Origin of the sequence: Campylobacter sp. JH23 (assembly GCF_017846595.1) — a bacterium.
Classification (GTDB): domain Bacteria; phylum Campylobacterota; class Campylobacteria; order Campylobacterales; family Campylobacteraceae; genus Campylobacter_D; species Campylobacter_D coli.
The window spans coordinates 49,644-64,296 of record NZ_JAEQBP010000005.1 but is presented as its reverse complement, the minus strand read 5'-3'; the positions used below and the strand labels follow the sequence as shown (position 1 = coordinate 64,296).

At 32.9% G+C, this 14,653-nt stretch carries 15 protein-coding genes; 3 read left to right on the top strand and 12 right to left on the bottom strand.

The window, feature by feature from the left end; translation table 11 throughout:
• Positions 1 to 69: 69 nt before the first annotated feature.
• The 11 genes from dxs to KAR88_RS06050 all read right to left on the bottom strand — a co-directional run bounded on the left by dxs (position 70) and on the right by KAR88_RS06050 (position 11,877).
• Positions 70 to 1,947, bottom strand: a complete 1,878-nt coding sequence (gene dxs, locus KAR88_RS06100) for a 1-deoxy-D-xylulose-5-phosphate synthase (protein ID WP_002778183.1) — start codon at positions 1,945 to 1,947, stop codon at positions 70 to 72.
• Positions 1,940 to 2,770 (bottom strand): flagellar assembly protein FliH, encoded by an 831-nt coding sequence (gene fliH / locus KAR88_RS06095; RefSeq protein WP_002778181.1) that lies wholly within the window; start codon positions 2,768 to 2,770, stop codon positions 1,940 to 1,942. Before fliH ends, dxs begins: the two co-directional genes overlap by 8 nt.
• Positions 2,771 to 2,777: 7 nt before the next feature.
• Positions 2,778 to 3,806, bottom strand: a complete 1,029-nt coding sequence (gene fliG, locus KAR88_RS06090; RefSeq protein ID WP_002778179.1) for a flagellar motor switch protein FliG — start codon at positions 3,804 to 3,806, stop codon at positions 2,778 to 2,780.
• Entirely contained in the window at positions 3,806 to 5,488 is a 1,683-nt protein-coding gene (gene fliF, locus KAR88_RS06085; protein WP_002778177.1) for a flagellar basal-body MS-ring/collar protein FliF, read from the bottom strand. Before fliF ends, fliG begins: the two co-directional genes overlap by 1 nt.
• Before the next feature lie 83 nt (positions 5,489 to 5,571).
• Entirely contained in the window at positions 5,572 to 6,666 is a 1,095-nt protein-coding gene (gene hisC / locus KAR88_RS06080) for a histidinol-phosphate transaminase (RefSeq protein WP_002778170.1), read from the bottom strand.
• Positions 6,653 to 7,735 carry a prephenate dehydratase gene (pheA, locus tag KAR88_RS06075; RefSeq protein WP_002778168.1) on the bottom strand — a complete coding sequence of 361 codons (1,083 nt, stop codon included), beginning with the start codon at positions 7,733 to 7,735 and terminating at the stop codon, positions 6,653 to 6,655. Before pheA ends, hisC begins: the two co-directional genes overlap by 14 nt.
• Positions 7,723 to 8,490, bottom strand: a complete 768-nt coding sequence (locus KAR88_RS06070; RefSeq protein WP_002778166.1) for an HAD-IIA family hydrolase — start codon at positions 8,488 to 8,490, stop codon at positions 7,723 to 7,725. The genes pheA and KAR88_RS06070 overlap by 13 nt, the downstream gene beginning before the upstream one ends.
• Before the next feature lies 1 nt (position 8,491).
• A complete protein-coding gene (gene lysA / locus KAR88_RS06065; protein WP_002778164.1) occupies positions 8,492 to 9,700 on the bottom strand; it encodes a diaminopimelate decarboxylase in 1,209 nt (402 codons plus the stop codon).
• A 41-nt stretch (positions 9,701 to 9,741) separates the two neighbouring features.
• Positions 9,742 to 10,800: an LptF/LptG family permease gene (locus KAR88_RS06060; RefSeq protein ID WP_002778162.1), complete on the bottom strand. Its 1,059-nt coding sequence runs from the start codon at positions 10,798 to 10,800 to the stop codon at positions 9,742 to 9,744.
• Position 10,801: 1 nt separating this feature from the next.
• Positions 10,802 to 11,344 carry an aminoacyl-tRNA hydrolase gene (gene pth, locus KAR88_RS06055; protein WP_002778160.1) on the bottom strand — a complete coding sequence of 181 codons (543 nt, stop codon included), beginning with the start codon at positions 11,342 to 11,344 and terminating at the stop codon, positions 10,802 to 10,804.
• Entirely contained in the window at positions 11,341 to 11,877 is a 537-nt protein-coding gene (locus KAR88_RS06050) for a 50S ribosomal protein L25/general stress protein Ctc (RefSeq protein ID WP_002778158.1), read from the bottom strand. Before KAR88_RS06050 ends, pth begins: the two co-directional genes overlap by 4 nt.
• A gap of 117 nt (positions 11,878 to 11,994) precedes the next feature.
• Here KAR88_RS06050 and KAR88_RS06045 point away from each other — a divergent pair, with 117 nt between their 5' ends.
• Genes KAR88_RS06045 through bioD form a run of 3 tightly spaced genes read left to right on the top strand, consistent with a single transcriptional unit; the run spans position 11,995 to position 13,269 of the window.
• On the top strand, positions 11,995 to 12,336 hold the full coding sequence (locus KAR88_RS06045; RefSeq protein WP_031263585.1) for a multidrug efflux SMR transporter: 342 nt from the start codon (positions 11,995 to 11,997) through the stop codon (positions 12,334 to 12,336).
• Positions 12,337 to 12,339: 3 nt separating this feature from the next.
• Entirely contained in the window at positions 12,340 to 12,654 is a 315-nt protein-coding gene (locus KAR88_RS06040) for a multidrug efflux SMR transporter (protein ID WP_002778153.1), read from the top strand.
• 9 nt (positions 12,655 to 12,663) lie between these two features.
• Positions 12,664 to 13,269: an ATP-dependent dethiobiotin synthetase BioD gene (gene bioD / locus KAR88_RS06035; RefSeq protein WP_002778151.1), complete on the top strand. Its 606-nt coding sequence runs from the start codon at positions 12,664 to 12,666 to the stop codon at positions 13,267 to 13,269.
• On the opposite strand, the gene KAR88_RS06030 is transcribed toward bioD, so the two are convergent.
• Positions 13,256 to 14,530 carry an adenosylmethionine--8-amino-7-oxononanoate transaminase gene (locus KAR88_RS06030; protein ID WP_002790388.1) on the bottom strand — a complete coding sequence of 425 codons (1,275 nt, stop codon included), beginning with the start codon at positions 14,528 to 14,530 and terminating at the stop codon, positions 13,256 to 13,258. The two genes, bioD and KAR88_RS06030, sit on opposite strands and share 14 nt — an antisense overlap.
• Positions 14,531 to 14,653 lie beyond the last annotated feature (123 nt).

Here is a 14,653-nt window from a genome sequence, read left to right as displayed (position 1 = left end):
ATGATATTTTTTATTAGATAATAAGAAGCTATGAAATTTTAAACATTTTTTTGTTGTTTTGGTTCAAATTTAAAGGATGTTATCGACCCAATTTATTTTTACCCTTTGCACCAAACCATCAATGTCAAGTTTTAAAGCTTTTTCCACTTCATTGGTTTTGCCGTGCTCAATAAAACTATCTTCATATTCAAAAGAAACAATTTTAATTTTTAAATCATTCTCCTGTACAAAGCTCTCTAGCAAACTCGCCACACCACCTATCCTTGCATTTTCGCTAAAAACAAACCAAATTTGACTCTGTTTTGCTAACTCTTTTAAAAGTAGTTTATCTAAGGGTTTAGCAAAAATCAAATCAATCAAATTAGCATTTTGCCCCTCATCTTGCAATTTTCTTAAAACCTTCCAAGCCTTACCCACCCCTTGTCCATAACCTAAAAAAGCGATATTGCTTTGATTTTTTACAAGCCATTGCGCCTTTCCAAGTTCTATCTTGGTAGGGTTAAATTCCTCATCTAAAATAAAAGATCCTCTAGGATAACGAAAAGCCAAACATCCCTCATGGGTATAAGCATACTCCATAATATTTTTCATCATAAGCTCATCTCTTGGAGCTATAAGGGTTAAATTAGGCAAGGGAGCTAAAAAACTTACATCAAAAGCTCCTTGGTGGGTTTCTCCATCTTCTCCTACTATACCTGCCCTATCCATAGCAAAAACCACATTTAAATTCATAATCGCACAATCATGGATAACTTGATCGTAAGCGCGTTGTAAAAAAGTGCTGTATATAGCAATAAAAGGTTTAAATCCTTCTTTAGCCATAGCCGCCATAGAAGTAACAGCGTGCTGCTCAGCAATACCAACATCCCAAAAACGATTTGGATATTTTTCTATAAGCTTATCAAGACCTGTTCCACTTGGCATAGCCGCCGTAACTCCAACAATATTTTCATATTTTGAGACTAAATCAAGCAAATTCTTAGAAAAAATTTCAGTAGCAGATTTTTTAGTATCACTTTTTTTAACACTCTCTCCACTATCTACATCAAAAGCACTGACCCCATGCCATTTAGCATTTTTTCCTTCGGCTAAACTATAACCTTTTCCTTTTAAAGTTTGCGCATGAACAATACAAGGTTTTTGCATAGCCTTTGCTTGTTTTAATGCAGAAATAACCTCACTTAAATTATGTCCATCAATAGGTCCTATATATTCAAGACCCAATTCTTCAAATAAGAGTCCTGGGGTTATTAATTTAAAGCTTTCTTCAAAACGCTTAGCCATATAAGTAGCAGAATCAGGTAATGCATCTAACATTTTAGCCACGCGTTTTTTGAAATTTTGATAAAACTGCGTTGCCATGGCTTGAGAGAGGTATTTTGAAATTGCACCTATGGGTTTTGAAATACTCATTTCATTATCATTTAAGATAACTACACAAGGAAATTTAGAATCTCCTAATTCATTCAAGGCCTCATAAGCCATACCTGCACTTAGAGCTCCATCGCCTATCAAAGCTACAGGAGTGCGTTTTTCGCCTTTTAGTGCTATGGCCTTACAGGCTCCTACAGCTAAAGAAATAGAAGTACTTGAGTGTCCTGCTACAAAATAATCCCCATCATTAGGCTTGGTATACCCACTAAGCCCACCAAATTGACGCAAAGACTCAAAAACATTTTCTTTTCCACTTAAAAGCTTATGTGTGTAAGATTGATGGGATACATCAAATATAAGAGGATCTATCCCATTATCAAATACCGTGTGCATAGCTATAGTAAGCTCAACTGCTCCCAAATTGGAGCTTAAATGCCCTCCATTTTTACTTACTACATCAATAATTTTTTCTCTAATGCGAGCCGCTAAATCTTCAAGCTGGGTTAAATTTAGCTTTTCTAACTCTTCTTTAGTATAAGCAAATTGATAATCTTTTTTAATTATTTCATTCATTATTAACCATTTTTTTGATTTTAATAAGACGCGCATTCAAATTGGATTCTATATTGCCACTATCGCTTAAAATGATAACACTACCCTTGCTAATAGCATCATCAAGAGTGATTTTAATATGAGAATTCTCACTAAAATGCTCTTTTAGATAATTATAATCTATAGAATTTACTTTTATTTCAATAGAACCTGCTCCTTTAAGCTCATTGATGAGATCTTTAGCTAAAGCATAAGCAATTTTGCTTGAGTTATTTTCAAGCTCTTTTAAAATAACCTCTTTGGCAATATCTATAGCTGTATCAGCAAGTTCTTTTTCATTTTTTTCAATAAAAGCATTAAGATTTACACAAGCTTCTTCTAACTTTGAAACACTTTTTAAATACTTATCGCGCAAGTCATTTAATTCTTTTTCAAATTCAGCTCTAGCCTGTTCATAACCCTCTTTAGAAAATTTTTCCTTAGCGCTTTCAAGCTCTGAATTTAAGCGGTTATTAAACTCATTTTCTTGACTTTCAATTTGCATTTGAAGCTTAATGATATTGCTTGACATTTCATCTGTTTTTTTAAGCAAATCCTCAACAAAACTAGGTTGAAATGCAGGAGTTTGCACCTCTTGTACTACTTGAGAGGGTGCGGGGGTTTGACTTTCTTCGACAGGACTTTCATCTTTTGAAGATGTAGTTATATTTTCTTCATTTGAAATCTGTGAATGCTGCTTCTCTTCTGCATGGTTATCAAATTCTGAAATTACCTTAAAACGATATCCTTCAACAACATGTTGATCAGAAGTTCCTCCTGAAATAACATTACTACGATTAACCATCACTCACCTACTCTATCATTTCATCAGCATCGCCTGTTTGTACAAGTCCTTGCTCTGCAAGTTTTTGCACCACTTCAACCACTTTTCTTTGGGCATCTTCAACATCTTTAACACGCACCGCACCTAAAAAGCCCATTTCTTCAAGGAAGGCTTCACTTGCACGCGTAGACATATTGGCTAAGAATTTTTGCTTTAATTCTTCGCTTGCACCCTTTAAACCTATCATTAAATCGCGCTTATCTGCAACTTTTAAAATTTCTCTTATAGCTTGAGTGCTAAGTTTTTGTATATCATCAAAAGTAAACATCAATTCTTTAATCGTTTCAGCCAAACGTTCATCGCTTTGTTCGATGTAAGTAATGGTAGATTTGCTTGCTTTTTGTCCTAAGCGATTAAGTACTTCTGCAACTGCTCTTGGGCCTCCCACTTCAACCTTATAAGAAGTAAGACTTTCGAGTTTGCTTTCAAGTACTGCAGACACTCTTTTAATGATACTTGGAGAAATATCACCTAGATTTGCCATTCTTATAACAACCTCAGCTCTTAACTCATCACTAAAATACTCTAAGGTTTCAGCTGCATGAATTGAATCCATATGAGCTAAAATAAGTGCAATGGTTTGCGGGTGTTCCTTAGTGATGAAGTCAGCAAGTTGTTGAGGTTTAATCTGAGCCAAATAAGCAAAGTTTTGGTTATTCTCCATACTTTTGGTAAGTTTTTCAAGAATTTTATTGGCAATTTCTGGACCAAAAGTACGGAAAAGTATTTCTTTAGCGTATTCCAAACCACCGCTTTTAATGTATTGATTAGATTGAAGCAGGGTATAAAATTCTTCCAAAACCGCAGTAGCTACAGCGCGGTCAACATTTTTTGCCGTAGCAATATAGCGTGAAATTTCGGTAATAACATCAATTTCCATATGTGAAAAAACTGAAGTCGTTGCATCCTCGCCAAGTTGTATGAGAAATATCGCTACCTTTTCAGGCATCGATAAATCATCATAAAGCATTTTTTGTTCTTCGCTAAGTTTTATCATCACATATCCTTTTCGCCGAATTCGGTATCATTTTGGATTAAGTTTTGCAAAAGTGCTGCAATTTCTTCGCTTTTATCACTTACTAAGCCTCTTAGTTTTTCAAGTAAAACTTCATATTGGATAGAATCCTCATTGAAATTCTCCCCAAAACCAAGCTGCTCTTCAACCTTTTTCCTAGCTGCATTAAATTTCTCTAACGCATCCTCAGCATCATCTAAAACAGCATTTGGACCTTGCTGCACTTCCTCTTGTGCTGCAACATCTTCAAGCATTTTTTGCGTAAATGGAGCAATAACTTTTTTGTAAAAAATAAAAAGCAAAATAGCCGCAATAATATATTTAACCGGTGGGATAAATGGCTCGATAAAACGGCCATAGAAAGTTTTAACCTTGCTTTCTACTCTAATAGACTCACGATGGAAAGGTAAATTCTGCACGACTACACTATCCCCTCTATTAGCACTATAATTAATAGTATTTTTAACTATGCTTTCTACACTTGCAAGCTCTTCTTTACTTAAAGGAACATATTCACTTTTCACATCCCCATTTTCATCCACAACATCTTGATATTTTCCATCTATTGTTACTGCTGCTGAAGTACGCACAACGGTTGCAAATTGTTTTTTGGTATTTGTGATAGTTTTTGAAAGCTCATTGTTTGTAGTAACTTGATTTTTCTTATAGGTATCAATTTGTCCTTTATTATCAAGTCCTTCTACTGGACCTATATTTGAAACCGCACCTGGCACACCTTGAATTTCAGGCTCTTTTCTGCCTGTTCTTTCTTCATTAAGAGTTTGCTCACTTCGAACTATAGGGTTTGGATCATAAATTTCACTTTGGGATTCTTGCTTAGAAAAGTCAAAATCTATATTGACACTTACCCTTACTTTATCTGTGCCTCCTGCATAAGGAGCTAGGGTTTCTATGATTTTATCTTCTAAAGCTCTTTCTTGATCGCTTTTATATTTAATTTGAGCACGAACCAAATCATCTTCATAAGCTTCTTGCTCATCTAAAGGCACACCACTTTGATCACTAATTCTTACATTTTCTTTGGTTAATTTCGGAATAGCAGCTGAAACTATATTTTTAATCCCATCGATTTGTTTTCTAGTAAGTTTTAATCCCTCGCGCACATTTACAACGACTGAAGCTGTAGGAGGAATTTGTCTTTCGGTAAAAACACTGTCTTTTGGAAAGGCTATATGCACTACCGCACTGCGTATAGGCTCTAGGGTTTCAATCGTTCTTGCAAGCTCTCCTTCTATAGCTCTTTGATACTTTACTCTTTGTTCTTCATTTGTAGCTCCAAAACTTTGCGTATCAAAAGCTTCAAAACCCACGCGACTATCTTTTATCAATCCTTCGCTAGCGATAAACATTCTTTGACGATATACCTGATCTTGTGGAACTAAAATTTTACTTTCGCTTTCTAGTATATAAGGTACATTATTTTGTTCAAGTTTAGCTACAATAGCTGCAGAAGAACTTGGATCAACATTATCAACTAAAACAGCATAGCCATTATTAGCACCACTGCCACTTCCACGAAATAGTGCCAAAAATACCAAAAATCCAACAACCACAACGATAGAAGCTGCGATAACTATACGTTGCTTTCGAGTCAAATTTTGATAAAGCTGTCCAATTTGGTGAAGCATATTTTTAAAATCCATTAATTCTCATCCCTTAGTTTAGTGAATCTTACCCATTTTATTCTAAATACCATAAAAATTATCCTTGATTTGAAAAATCAAGACTATTTTAAAATTCCTTCAAATTCTGTAAAAAATCTTTCATTTTCATAAGGCGTTCCTATGGTAATTCTCATAGCATTTAAACCATAACTTTTTAAATTTCTTACTATTATACCCTTTTTAAGCAATTTTTCAGACAAATCTGTGCTATTTTTTTCCTCAAAAAAATAAGTGATAAAATTTGTATAGCTTTCGATAAATTTAATATGATGCTTTTTGGCAAATTCCTTATAAAGCTCCATTTGAGAAAAATTATTTTCCAAAGTTTTTTTAGCAAATTCTTCATCATGTAAAGCCGCAACCGCTGCTTTTAATGCTAAATTGCTTACATTAAAAGGGGCACGAAGTTTATAAAATGCACTGATAATTTCTGCATTTGCTATACCATAACCTATACGCAACCCACCCAATCCATAAAGTTTAGAAAAAGTTCCTAAATAAAGCACATTTTTAAATTCTTGCACAAGATCACAAGGCTTTAGATACTTATTTTGATCCTTAAAACTTGCAAATTCATTATAAGCTGCATCAATTATCACTAAACAATTCTCATCAATACCGCGTATAAACTCAAACACCTCGTTTGTATCTAAGCACTCGCCCAAAGGATTGTTAGGCAAACATAAGAATATGATCTCAATCTCATCCTTATGTGCTTCATAAAGTGTTTTAAATTCAGATAAATCATGAGTGATACTTTGAGTTTTATAGCATTTTGCACCGCATTGCTTAGCATAAATTTCATACATAGCAAAGCTTACCCCTGCTTGCAAAAAAGCATTTTGAGGGTTAAGTTTAGAATGTATAGCAAATTCAATAACCTGATCGCTGCCCGCACCAATGATGATATTTTCATTTTTTACATTGTATTTTTGTGCTAACTCACCTTTTAGCTCTACCATACTATCATCTGGATAAAGATTTGCTTTAAAAGCATTTTCTTGCAAAACTTTAACCGCTTTAGGTGGAGCACCAAAAGGGTTTTCATTGCTTGCTAATTTTATCACTTCTTTTACGCCATATTCTCTAGCGATAACTTCAATATCCTTGCCCGGCTCATAATTGCTTAAATGATTTAAAAAGTCATTGAATTTCATTCTTTTCTCCTGATAAATAAGATCCAAGCCAAACTACCTCATCTGCGTTTTTCAAAGCGCGTTGAACATTTTCATCATCAATATGCCCTTCAAAATCTATATAAAAACTATGTAAAAATTCTTTTGATTTTACGGGACGAGATTCGAGTTTGGTAAGATTGATATTTTCTTTTTTAAATTGCTCCAGTAAAGAACTAAGACCGCCAGGCTTATGTGCAGTGTGAGCTAAAATAGAAGTTTTGCAATTTGGCATTTTTGGATTTTTAATATCACTTAAAATCAAAAATCTTGTACGATTTGCCGCATTATCTTCTATCTTATCAAAAAGTACAGGCACATTGTAAAGCTTTGCAGCTATTTTAGAACAAATTGCAGCCGAGTACTTATCTTGAGAGGCTAAATAAGCAGCATTTGCTGTAGATTTTGAAGGCACAAATTCTATATTGCTTAATTCGTGGCTTTCTAAAAATTTGCGACATTGATTATAACCTTGTGGGTGGGAATAAATGCGTTTTATCTCTTTTAAATTTTCATTAATTCCTACAAAAGAATGATGAATATCCATATAAATTTCACCAAAAATTTTAAGCTCATTATACTTACCTAAGCAATCTAAAGTTACACCTACAGCGCCTTCTGTATTATTTTCTATAGGAACAACGCCGTATTTTGCTTCTTTATTGCTAAGCTCTTTAAAAACATCCTCTATGGTTGCAAGTGCGATATAGCGACTCATAGCACCAAAACGACTTCTTGCTGCTTGATGAGTATAAGTACCTTCAGGCCCCAAATAAGCAACAATTTGAGGCATTTCTAAATTCCTTGAAACAGCAAAAATTTCTTGATAAATTGCCTCTATGGCATTTTGATCCAAAAGTCCTAAATTTGCATTTTTTAAGCGATTGATAATCGCTCTTTCACGTTCAGGACGATAAATCGCTCCACCACTTGTTTGCTTGATCTCTCCTATGCTTTTAACATAGCTCATTCTTTCATTTAAAAGTTCTAAAATTTTATCATCTACCATATCGATTTTATTTCTAAAATCTTCTAAGTTTAAATTTGGCATTTCAAATCCTTTAAAATTTCTAAAACACTAGGATAAACTCCATCAAGCAAATCCGTATCAAGCCCTTTTGTGTCGCTTATCTTTCCGCTTAAAACCAGCAAGGTTTTCATGCCAAGTTCTTTTGCCTTAAGCAAGTCACCCCTAAAATCATCACTAATGATTTTAATATCTTCAAAATCGATTTTTGAATTTTGTCTTCTTATTAAATTTAAAGCTTCTTTATAAAAAGCAATGCTAGGCTTACCCACAACCTCATATTCAAAATCAATAGCATTTTTAAGCATAGCCATAATGCTACCTACACCAGGATAAGGCCTACCATCTTTTTTATAAATACTAGTTTCGTGCATAGCTATAAATCTAACTTCTCTTCTAGCCAATTCTATCATAGTGGCAAAATCTTTAAATTTAAAATCATCATAACTAGCCACAAGCACAGCACTAGGATTTACAAAATCGAGCTCAAAACCAAGATTTTCAAGACTTTTTACAAACTCATCTGCACCAAAAGCCGCAACTTTACAAGGTCTTAAAAGGTGTTTTAAAACGCTGAAAGGATCAATATAAGCATTTTCTTTTATAGCCAATCCTTTTTGCTGTAATTTTTCTAAAAAATCAAGTTTTTTTGTATTGTTAGTGATGATAAGATAAGGAAGATTTTTTGCATTTAAAAAATCGATCAGTTCTTTAGCACCATGGATTAAAGATTTATCATGATCAGAAATTAAAGTCCCTTGAACATCTAAAAAAAACATTTTAAGCCTTTAAAAATTTCTCTTCTAAAGCGATTTGATCTTCAAAATTTTCTCTTTGACGGATCAATCTTACCTGTCCTTCTTCAAGGGCTAATTCGCAAACTTTATTACGAGTATTGTAATTACTACTCATGCTAAAACCATAAGCTCCAGTATTTTTAATAACCATTATATCACCACTTTGAGTGCTAGGCAAAGACCTTGCCTTGGCAAAAAAATCTCCACTTTCACAAATTCCACCCACAACATCGCAAGGACTTTCTTCTCCTTGATTATAAGGCAGTAAAATTTCATGATAAGCTTCATACAAACTTGGGCGAATTAAATCATTCATAGCCCCATCTACTATAACAAAACGCTTTGTTTTATTGTGTTTTTCATAAAGCACAGAGCATACAAATTCTCCACTATTGGCAACCAAAAATCTTCCTGGCTCCATTCCTATAGTTACATCCAGTCCGTGTAGTTGAGCAAGTATTCCTTGTGCATAATCATAAAGATCAGGCTCTACATCTTCTTTTTCATACCTTACTCCAAGTCCACCGCCTATATCAAAGAATTTAAGCTCTATTTGCAAGGCCTTAAGCTCTCTTACTAATTTTGCAACAATCGCAGCCGCTTCATGGATAGGCGAGATATCTAATAATTGAGAACCTATATGAAAATGCACTCCAATAGGCTCTAAATGGGGTGAATTTTTAGCATAAAGATACATTTTTCTTGCAAGGTCAATTTCTACGCCGAATTTATTTTCATTTAAACCTGTAGAAATATAAGGATGAGTTTTAGCATTTACATTTGGATTGACACGGATACTTATCCTTGCCTTTAAATTTAACTCTTTAGCTACACTTTCTAAAAGCATCATTTCAGCTTCGCTTTCAAGATTGATATATAAAATATCGTATTCTAAAGCAAGTCTTAATTCTTCTTGAGTTTTTCCTACGCCACTAAAAATTATCTTATAAGATTTTGCACCTGCTTTTAAAGCGCGTTTAACCTCTCCTATGCTTACACAATCAAACCCGCTGTCAAGCTTTACAAGCATTTGTAAAAGACTTAAATTTGAGTTTGCTTTTACCGCATAAAAAATTTGAGATTTTCTAGCTTTAAAAGCATTTTTAAGCTTTAAAAAACGCTCTTTAATAAAATCAAAATCATAAATATAAAAAGGGGTTTGAAATTCATCTTTGAGTTTTTTATAATCCATTTTTCACCTTTATTTTTAATTTTACTATATTAAAGCTTAATTTATCGGTGCTTGTAAAACATAAAACCACCTAAAAAAATTAACAAAACAATAGGCATAACAATGCCTAATTCACTTAAAATCACACCATTTTCGCTCAATCTTGATAGTAAAAATAACATACCCCAAGTAAGCAAAGTGACTACAAAAGCTACAAAAGCTACAAAAGCTAAATTAAAAAATCTTGCAATAACTGGGAAAAAATAATACATAATAAGCATTAAAAAGGGTGCAAAAAACGGCATAAATACAAGCTTATAAAGACTAATTTTAAGCGATTCTATGCTGATATTTTGTGTTTTAAAAAGCTCCAAACTTTCAAGTATATCTAAGATAGAATAATCACTATCACTAGCTACCCCTTCGATGATCTTAGGCTTAAAACCTTCAAGAGTATTAAGCTCTTTAAATTCGCTGATATTTAACCCCTTATTGCCAAGCTCATATTCTTTAGGAAGTAAGGTTAAATTTCCTTCTTTTAAAATCCAATTTTTCTTTTCAAAAATACCGCTCTTAGCTTCGATAAAAGAACTTAAATTTAAATCCTTAATATTAAAAATTTTAATATTTTGTGCGGTACTTTGTCCATTATTAACCTTAGAAATATAAATAAATTCGTTATTAAATTTTAAAAAAACTTCACCGCTTTGTTTTAGCATAGTGCCATTTTTTAGAATATTTCTTTTATAATCATTTGCATAAGCAAAAGGAGTAAAATTTAACCCCACATACACAAAACAAAAAAATAAAGCCCACAAAAAAGGAAATATTATGACCAAATTTTTACTAAGCCCTAAAGCATAAAGGCTTACAAATTCATTAGCCCTTATCATAGAAACCAAAGAAAGCACCAAAGCAAAGATTAAAGAAACAGGCAAGACATAAGTAACAGCAGAAAAAGCCAAAAAAATCACATAAAGCAAGCTAAGATTTGCTGCATCGGGTAAATCATTGAAATTTAAAAGCAAATCAATACCACAATAAAAACCCAGTAAAGACAGAAAGATAATAAAAAAATTCTTAAGATAAATTCCTGAAATAAAACGAAAAAATATCCACATCTTAAGCCTTTAAGCTATACTTTGAAGATATGGCTGATAAATCATCATTGCGGATAAGCTCAAGTAAAGCTTTTTTAGAATGCTCTAAAACCTTACTTAAAATTAACTCTTCTTCGGCTCTAAATTTACCTAAAACATGAGAAATAACATTCTCACCCTTGCCCACTCCTATACGCACTCTTTCATAATCACTTCCGCATAGATTATCTATGCTTTTAAGTCCATTATGTCCTCCGCTAGAACCGCCTCTTTTAAAACGCAAAGCGCCTAAATTGATATCGATATCATCATGAACGACTATGATTCTTTCACATTTGTAAAAATCATTTACCGCTTTTACGCTTAATCCAGAATTATTCATATAAGTATGAGGTTTAAGAAGTAAAGAAGAGCCCATTTTGAAAAGCTCTCCTTTGAATTTTGAGTTTGTGAGATTTGTGAAATTGCCTTCTTTTAAAAGCAAGTCAATAAGCATAAAGCCGACATTATGGCGAGTATCTTCATACTCTTTGCCTATATTGCCAAGCCCTACGACTAAGATCATCTAGCTTTTTCTACGCCCACTACCGCTACTCTATCAGCATCTATCATAGTTACTCCCGCAGGAACTACAATATCACGAACAAGTAAAGCATCACCCACATCAAGCTTACTTACATCAAGTTCGAAGAAATTTGGTAAATTTTCAGCTGCACATTTTACTTTTAATCTTCTTTTTGATTGGATTAAAACACCTTTATTTTTAAGACCTATAGCTGTTCCTGTGATTTTAACTGGAACCATGTATTTAGAAATCACACCTTTTTGTGCAACTTTTAAATCCACATGTTTAAGTTCTGCAGTCACAGGATCTTTTTGATAATCCACTACAACAACATTTAAAGTTTGCGAACCTACTTTTACATCAAAAGCTAAAGTTGTTTTTTTGCGAACTTCTTTGATAAAATCATTTACTTTGAAAGCAGCATTGATGTTTTCTAATCCTTTTCCATAGATGTTTGCGATTAGATAACCATCTCTTTTTAAAGCTTTAGCCGCTTTTCTACCGATACTCTCTCTAACGATACCTTCTAACATCTTTTTCCTTTCTTAAAAAATAAGCTTATAATTGTATCTAATCTTGGCTTAGGTAAAAGTAAATTTATGGTAGTTTTTTATTTACTTTGTTTTGGTTATAATTGCCGCGCAAAAAATATTAAGGAGCGCATAATGAATACCAATATCGCGTGGTTTATGGTTATTTTTGGTGGGCTTATAGAATGCTTTTGGGTAAGTGGACTTAAATATTCTACAGAAATTTGGCACTATATTTTAACAGCCATTGGGATTTGTATTTCTTTTACTTGCTTTTTAAAAGCTTGTGAAAGACTTGAAGTAAGTATTACTTATAGTGTTTTTGTAGGCATCGGCACTATTGGGGTGGTTTTAAATGAAATGTTTATTTTTAACGAAGCTGTTTCTATAATTAAACTTGTGCTTATAGCAATTTTACTTTTAAGTATTATAGCCCTTAAATGGGTAAGCAAGGAAACTTAATCTATGGAATGGTTTTATTTGTTTTTAGCTACCGCCTGTGAAATTTTTGGCGTGGTGATCATGAAAGAACTTGTAAGCACTAAAAACAAACTTTACCTTTTAGTTTTGATAGTGTGTTTTGGATTTTCTTTTACTTTTTTAAGCTTAAGTATGCAAAATATCGCTATGAGCGTTGCTTATGCTATATGGACAGGAGCTGGAACCGCTGGTGGGGTAATGATAGGAGTGCTTTTTTATAAAGAAAGTAAATGTTTTTTGAAACTTTTTTTAATCGCTGTGATTATTACTTGTACAGCGGGTTTAAAATTTCTTTCTTGAGGATTTTTTGTGCAAATTTATGTAAGTGGAATACATACTGATGTAGGAAAAACACATTTTAGCGCAGCTTTTTGTGCGAATTTTAGCTATGATTATTTTAAACTCATTCAAGCAGGAACTCCAACAGATAGTGAGTTTATTGCAAAATTTAGCCCAAAAACAAAGATTTTTAAAGAAGGTATTTTTTTGCAAACTCCAGCTTCTCCTCATCTTGGAAAAATCAAAGAAAAGCTTGATTATAAATCCTTAGATATCATTTTACCAAAAAGCAAAAACCTACTTATTGAGCTTGCGGGTGGGCTTTTTTCTCCTATGGATGAAAATTACACTATGATTGATTTTGTGAATATTTTCAAACACCCTACGATTTTGGTAGCAAAATACTATCTTGGAAGTATTAATCATATCTTGCTTAGCATTGAAGCTTTAAAGCAAAGAAATATCAATCTTTTGGCCCTTGTAATGATGGGTAAAAAAGATATCTTACAAGATGATTTTATAAAAAATTATGCAAAAATTCCTATAATCAATCTTGATTTTTTTGATGAAAATAGCATTTTAAATAAAGATTTTAAAGAGCAAATGCAAGAAATTTTACAACTTAAAATTCCTTAAAAATCTGCTCTAAACTCTCTAGTACATAAACGATTTGTTCTTTTGTGATGATGTAAGGAGGCATAAAATAAATCGTATTTGCTAAAGGTCTTAAAAGCAAACCTTTTTCTAAGGCTTTTTGAAATACAAAAAGTCCTACGCGTTTATACTTGGTGCTTAAAATATCAAAAGCACTGATCATCCCGCAAGTTCTAAAATTACCCAAAAAGTCAAATTTTTCAAGTCTTGAAAATTCTTTTTTGATAAACTCGCTTAAAATTTGATTTTTTACTAAAATATTTTCATCCTCAAAGATATCTAAAACCGCATTTGCTGCCGCGCAAGCTAAGGTATTTCCCGTATAGCTATGAGAATGTAAAAAAGCCTTTTGGCTTTCATAAGTATCATAAAAAGCATTATAAATTTCATCTCTTGTAAGCACTACAGAAAGTGGCATAAATCCACCCGTTATCCCTTTTGAAAGGCAGATAAAATCGGGGCTTTGTTTGCATTGATGTAAGGCAAACAAAGTTCCTGTGCGTCCAAAGCCCACTGCAATTTCATCAAAAATCACTTGCACTCCAAATTTATGGCAAAGCTTTATGGCCTCATCAATAAACCCTGCTTGATACATATGCATATTTCCTGCACATTGCACCAAGGGTTCAAGTATAAAAGCACAAATTTCACTTGCATTTTTTTCTAAAATATCTTTTAAAATTTCAAGCTCTTTAGTGTAGTCTTTGCCTTGTGGCACAGGCGTGCTTAAACACTCTAAAAGTAAAGGCTTATAAGTATCTTTATAAAGCGCAACATCGCCCACACTTAAAGCCCCTAAGGTTTCACCATGATAAGAATTGCTTAAAGATAAAAATTTACTTTTTTTCATCCCCTTATTTAAATGATAATGAAAACTCATCTTAAGTGCGACTTCAATAGCGCTTGAGCCATTATCTGCATAAAAACATTTGTTAAAATTCCTGCCTACTTTTTCGCAAAGTCTTGCAGAAAGCTTGATGATGGGCTCATGTGTAAAGCCTGCTAAGATCACATGCTCTAGCTCATCAACTTGTTTTTTAATGGCATTTGCGATTTTTTCATTACAATGCCCAAAAAGATTTACCCACCACGAGCTCACACAGTCCATATAAGCCTTATCATCAAAATCATAAAGCCACACTCCTTTAGCTCTTTTTATAGGAATGAGTGGCAAATTTTCATGATCTTTCATTTGCGTACAAGGGTGCCAAATATGTTTTAAGTCTAGTTCTTTTAAATTCATTTTCATTTCTTTATTTTTTTAATACAATAATACTACAATTTTTAGTTAAAATCATACATTTATAACTAAAAAGAATTATTTAGGAAATATTTATATAATTATTATTTTGAGTCAGAAATTTCT

Excerpts from the sequence above, each read along its gene's own strand:
- dxs (WP_002778183.1), bottom strand. The coding sequence starts at position 1,947 with ATGAATGAAATAATTAAAAAAGATTATCAATTTGCTTATACTAAAGAA.
- fliH (WP_002778181.1), bottom strand. The coding sequence starts at position 2,770 with ATGGTTAATCGTAGTAATGTTATTTCAGGAGGAACTTCTGATCAACAT.
- fliG (WP_002778179.1), bottom strand. The coding sequence starts at position 3,806 with ATGATAAAACTTAGCGAAGAACAAAAAATGCTTTATGATGATTTATCG.
- fliF (WP_002778177.1), bottom strand. The coding sequence starts at position 5,488 with ATGGATTTTAAAAATATGCTTCACCAAATTGGACAGCTTTATCAAAAT.
- hisC (WP_002778170.1), bottom strand. The coding sequence starts at position 6,666 with ATGAAATTCAATGACTTTTTAAATCATTTAAGCAATTATGAGCCGGGC.
- pheA (WP_002778168.1), bottom strand. The coding sequence starts at position 7,735 with ATGCCAAATTTAAACTTAGAAGATTTTAGAAATAAAATCGATATGGTA.
- KAR88_RS06070 (WP_002778166.1), bottom strand. The coding sequence starts at position 8,490 with ATGTTTTTTTTAGATGTTCAAGGGACTTTAATTTCTGATCATGATAAA.
- lysA (WP_002778164.1), bottom strand. The coding sequence starts at position 9,700 with ATGGATTATAAAAAACTCAAAGATGAATTTCAAACCCCTTTTTATATT.
- KAR88_RS06060 (WP_002778162.1), bottom strand. The coding sequence starts at position 10,800 with ATGTGGATATTTTTTCGTTTTATTTCAGGAATTTATCTTAAGAATTTT.
- pth (WP_002778160.1), bottom strand. The coding sequence starts at position 11,344 with ATGATCTTAGTCGTAGGGCTTGGCAATATAGGCAAAGAGTATGAAGAT.
- KAR88_RS06050 (WP_002778158.1), bottom strand. The coding sequence starts at position 11,877 with ATGTTAGAAGGTATCGTTAGAGAGAGTATCGGTAGAAAAGCGGCTAAA.
- KAR88_RS06040 (WP_002778153.1), top strand. The coding sequence starts at position 12,340 with ATGGAATGGTTTTATTTGTTTTTAGCTACCGCCTGTGAAATTTTTGGC.
- KAR88_RS06030 (WP_002790388.1), bottom strand. The coding sequence starts at position 14,530 with ATGAATTTAAAAGAACTAGACTTAAAACATATTTGGCACCCTTGTACG.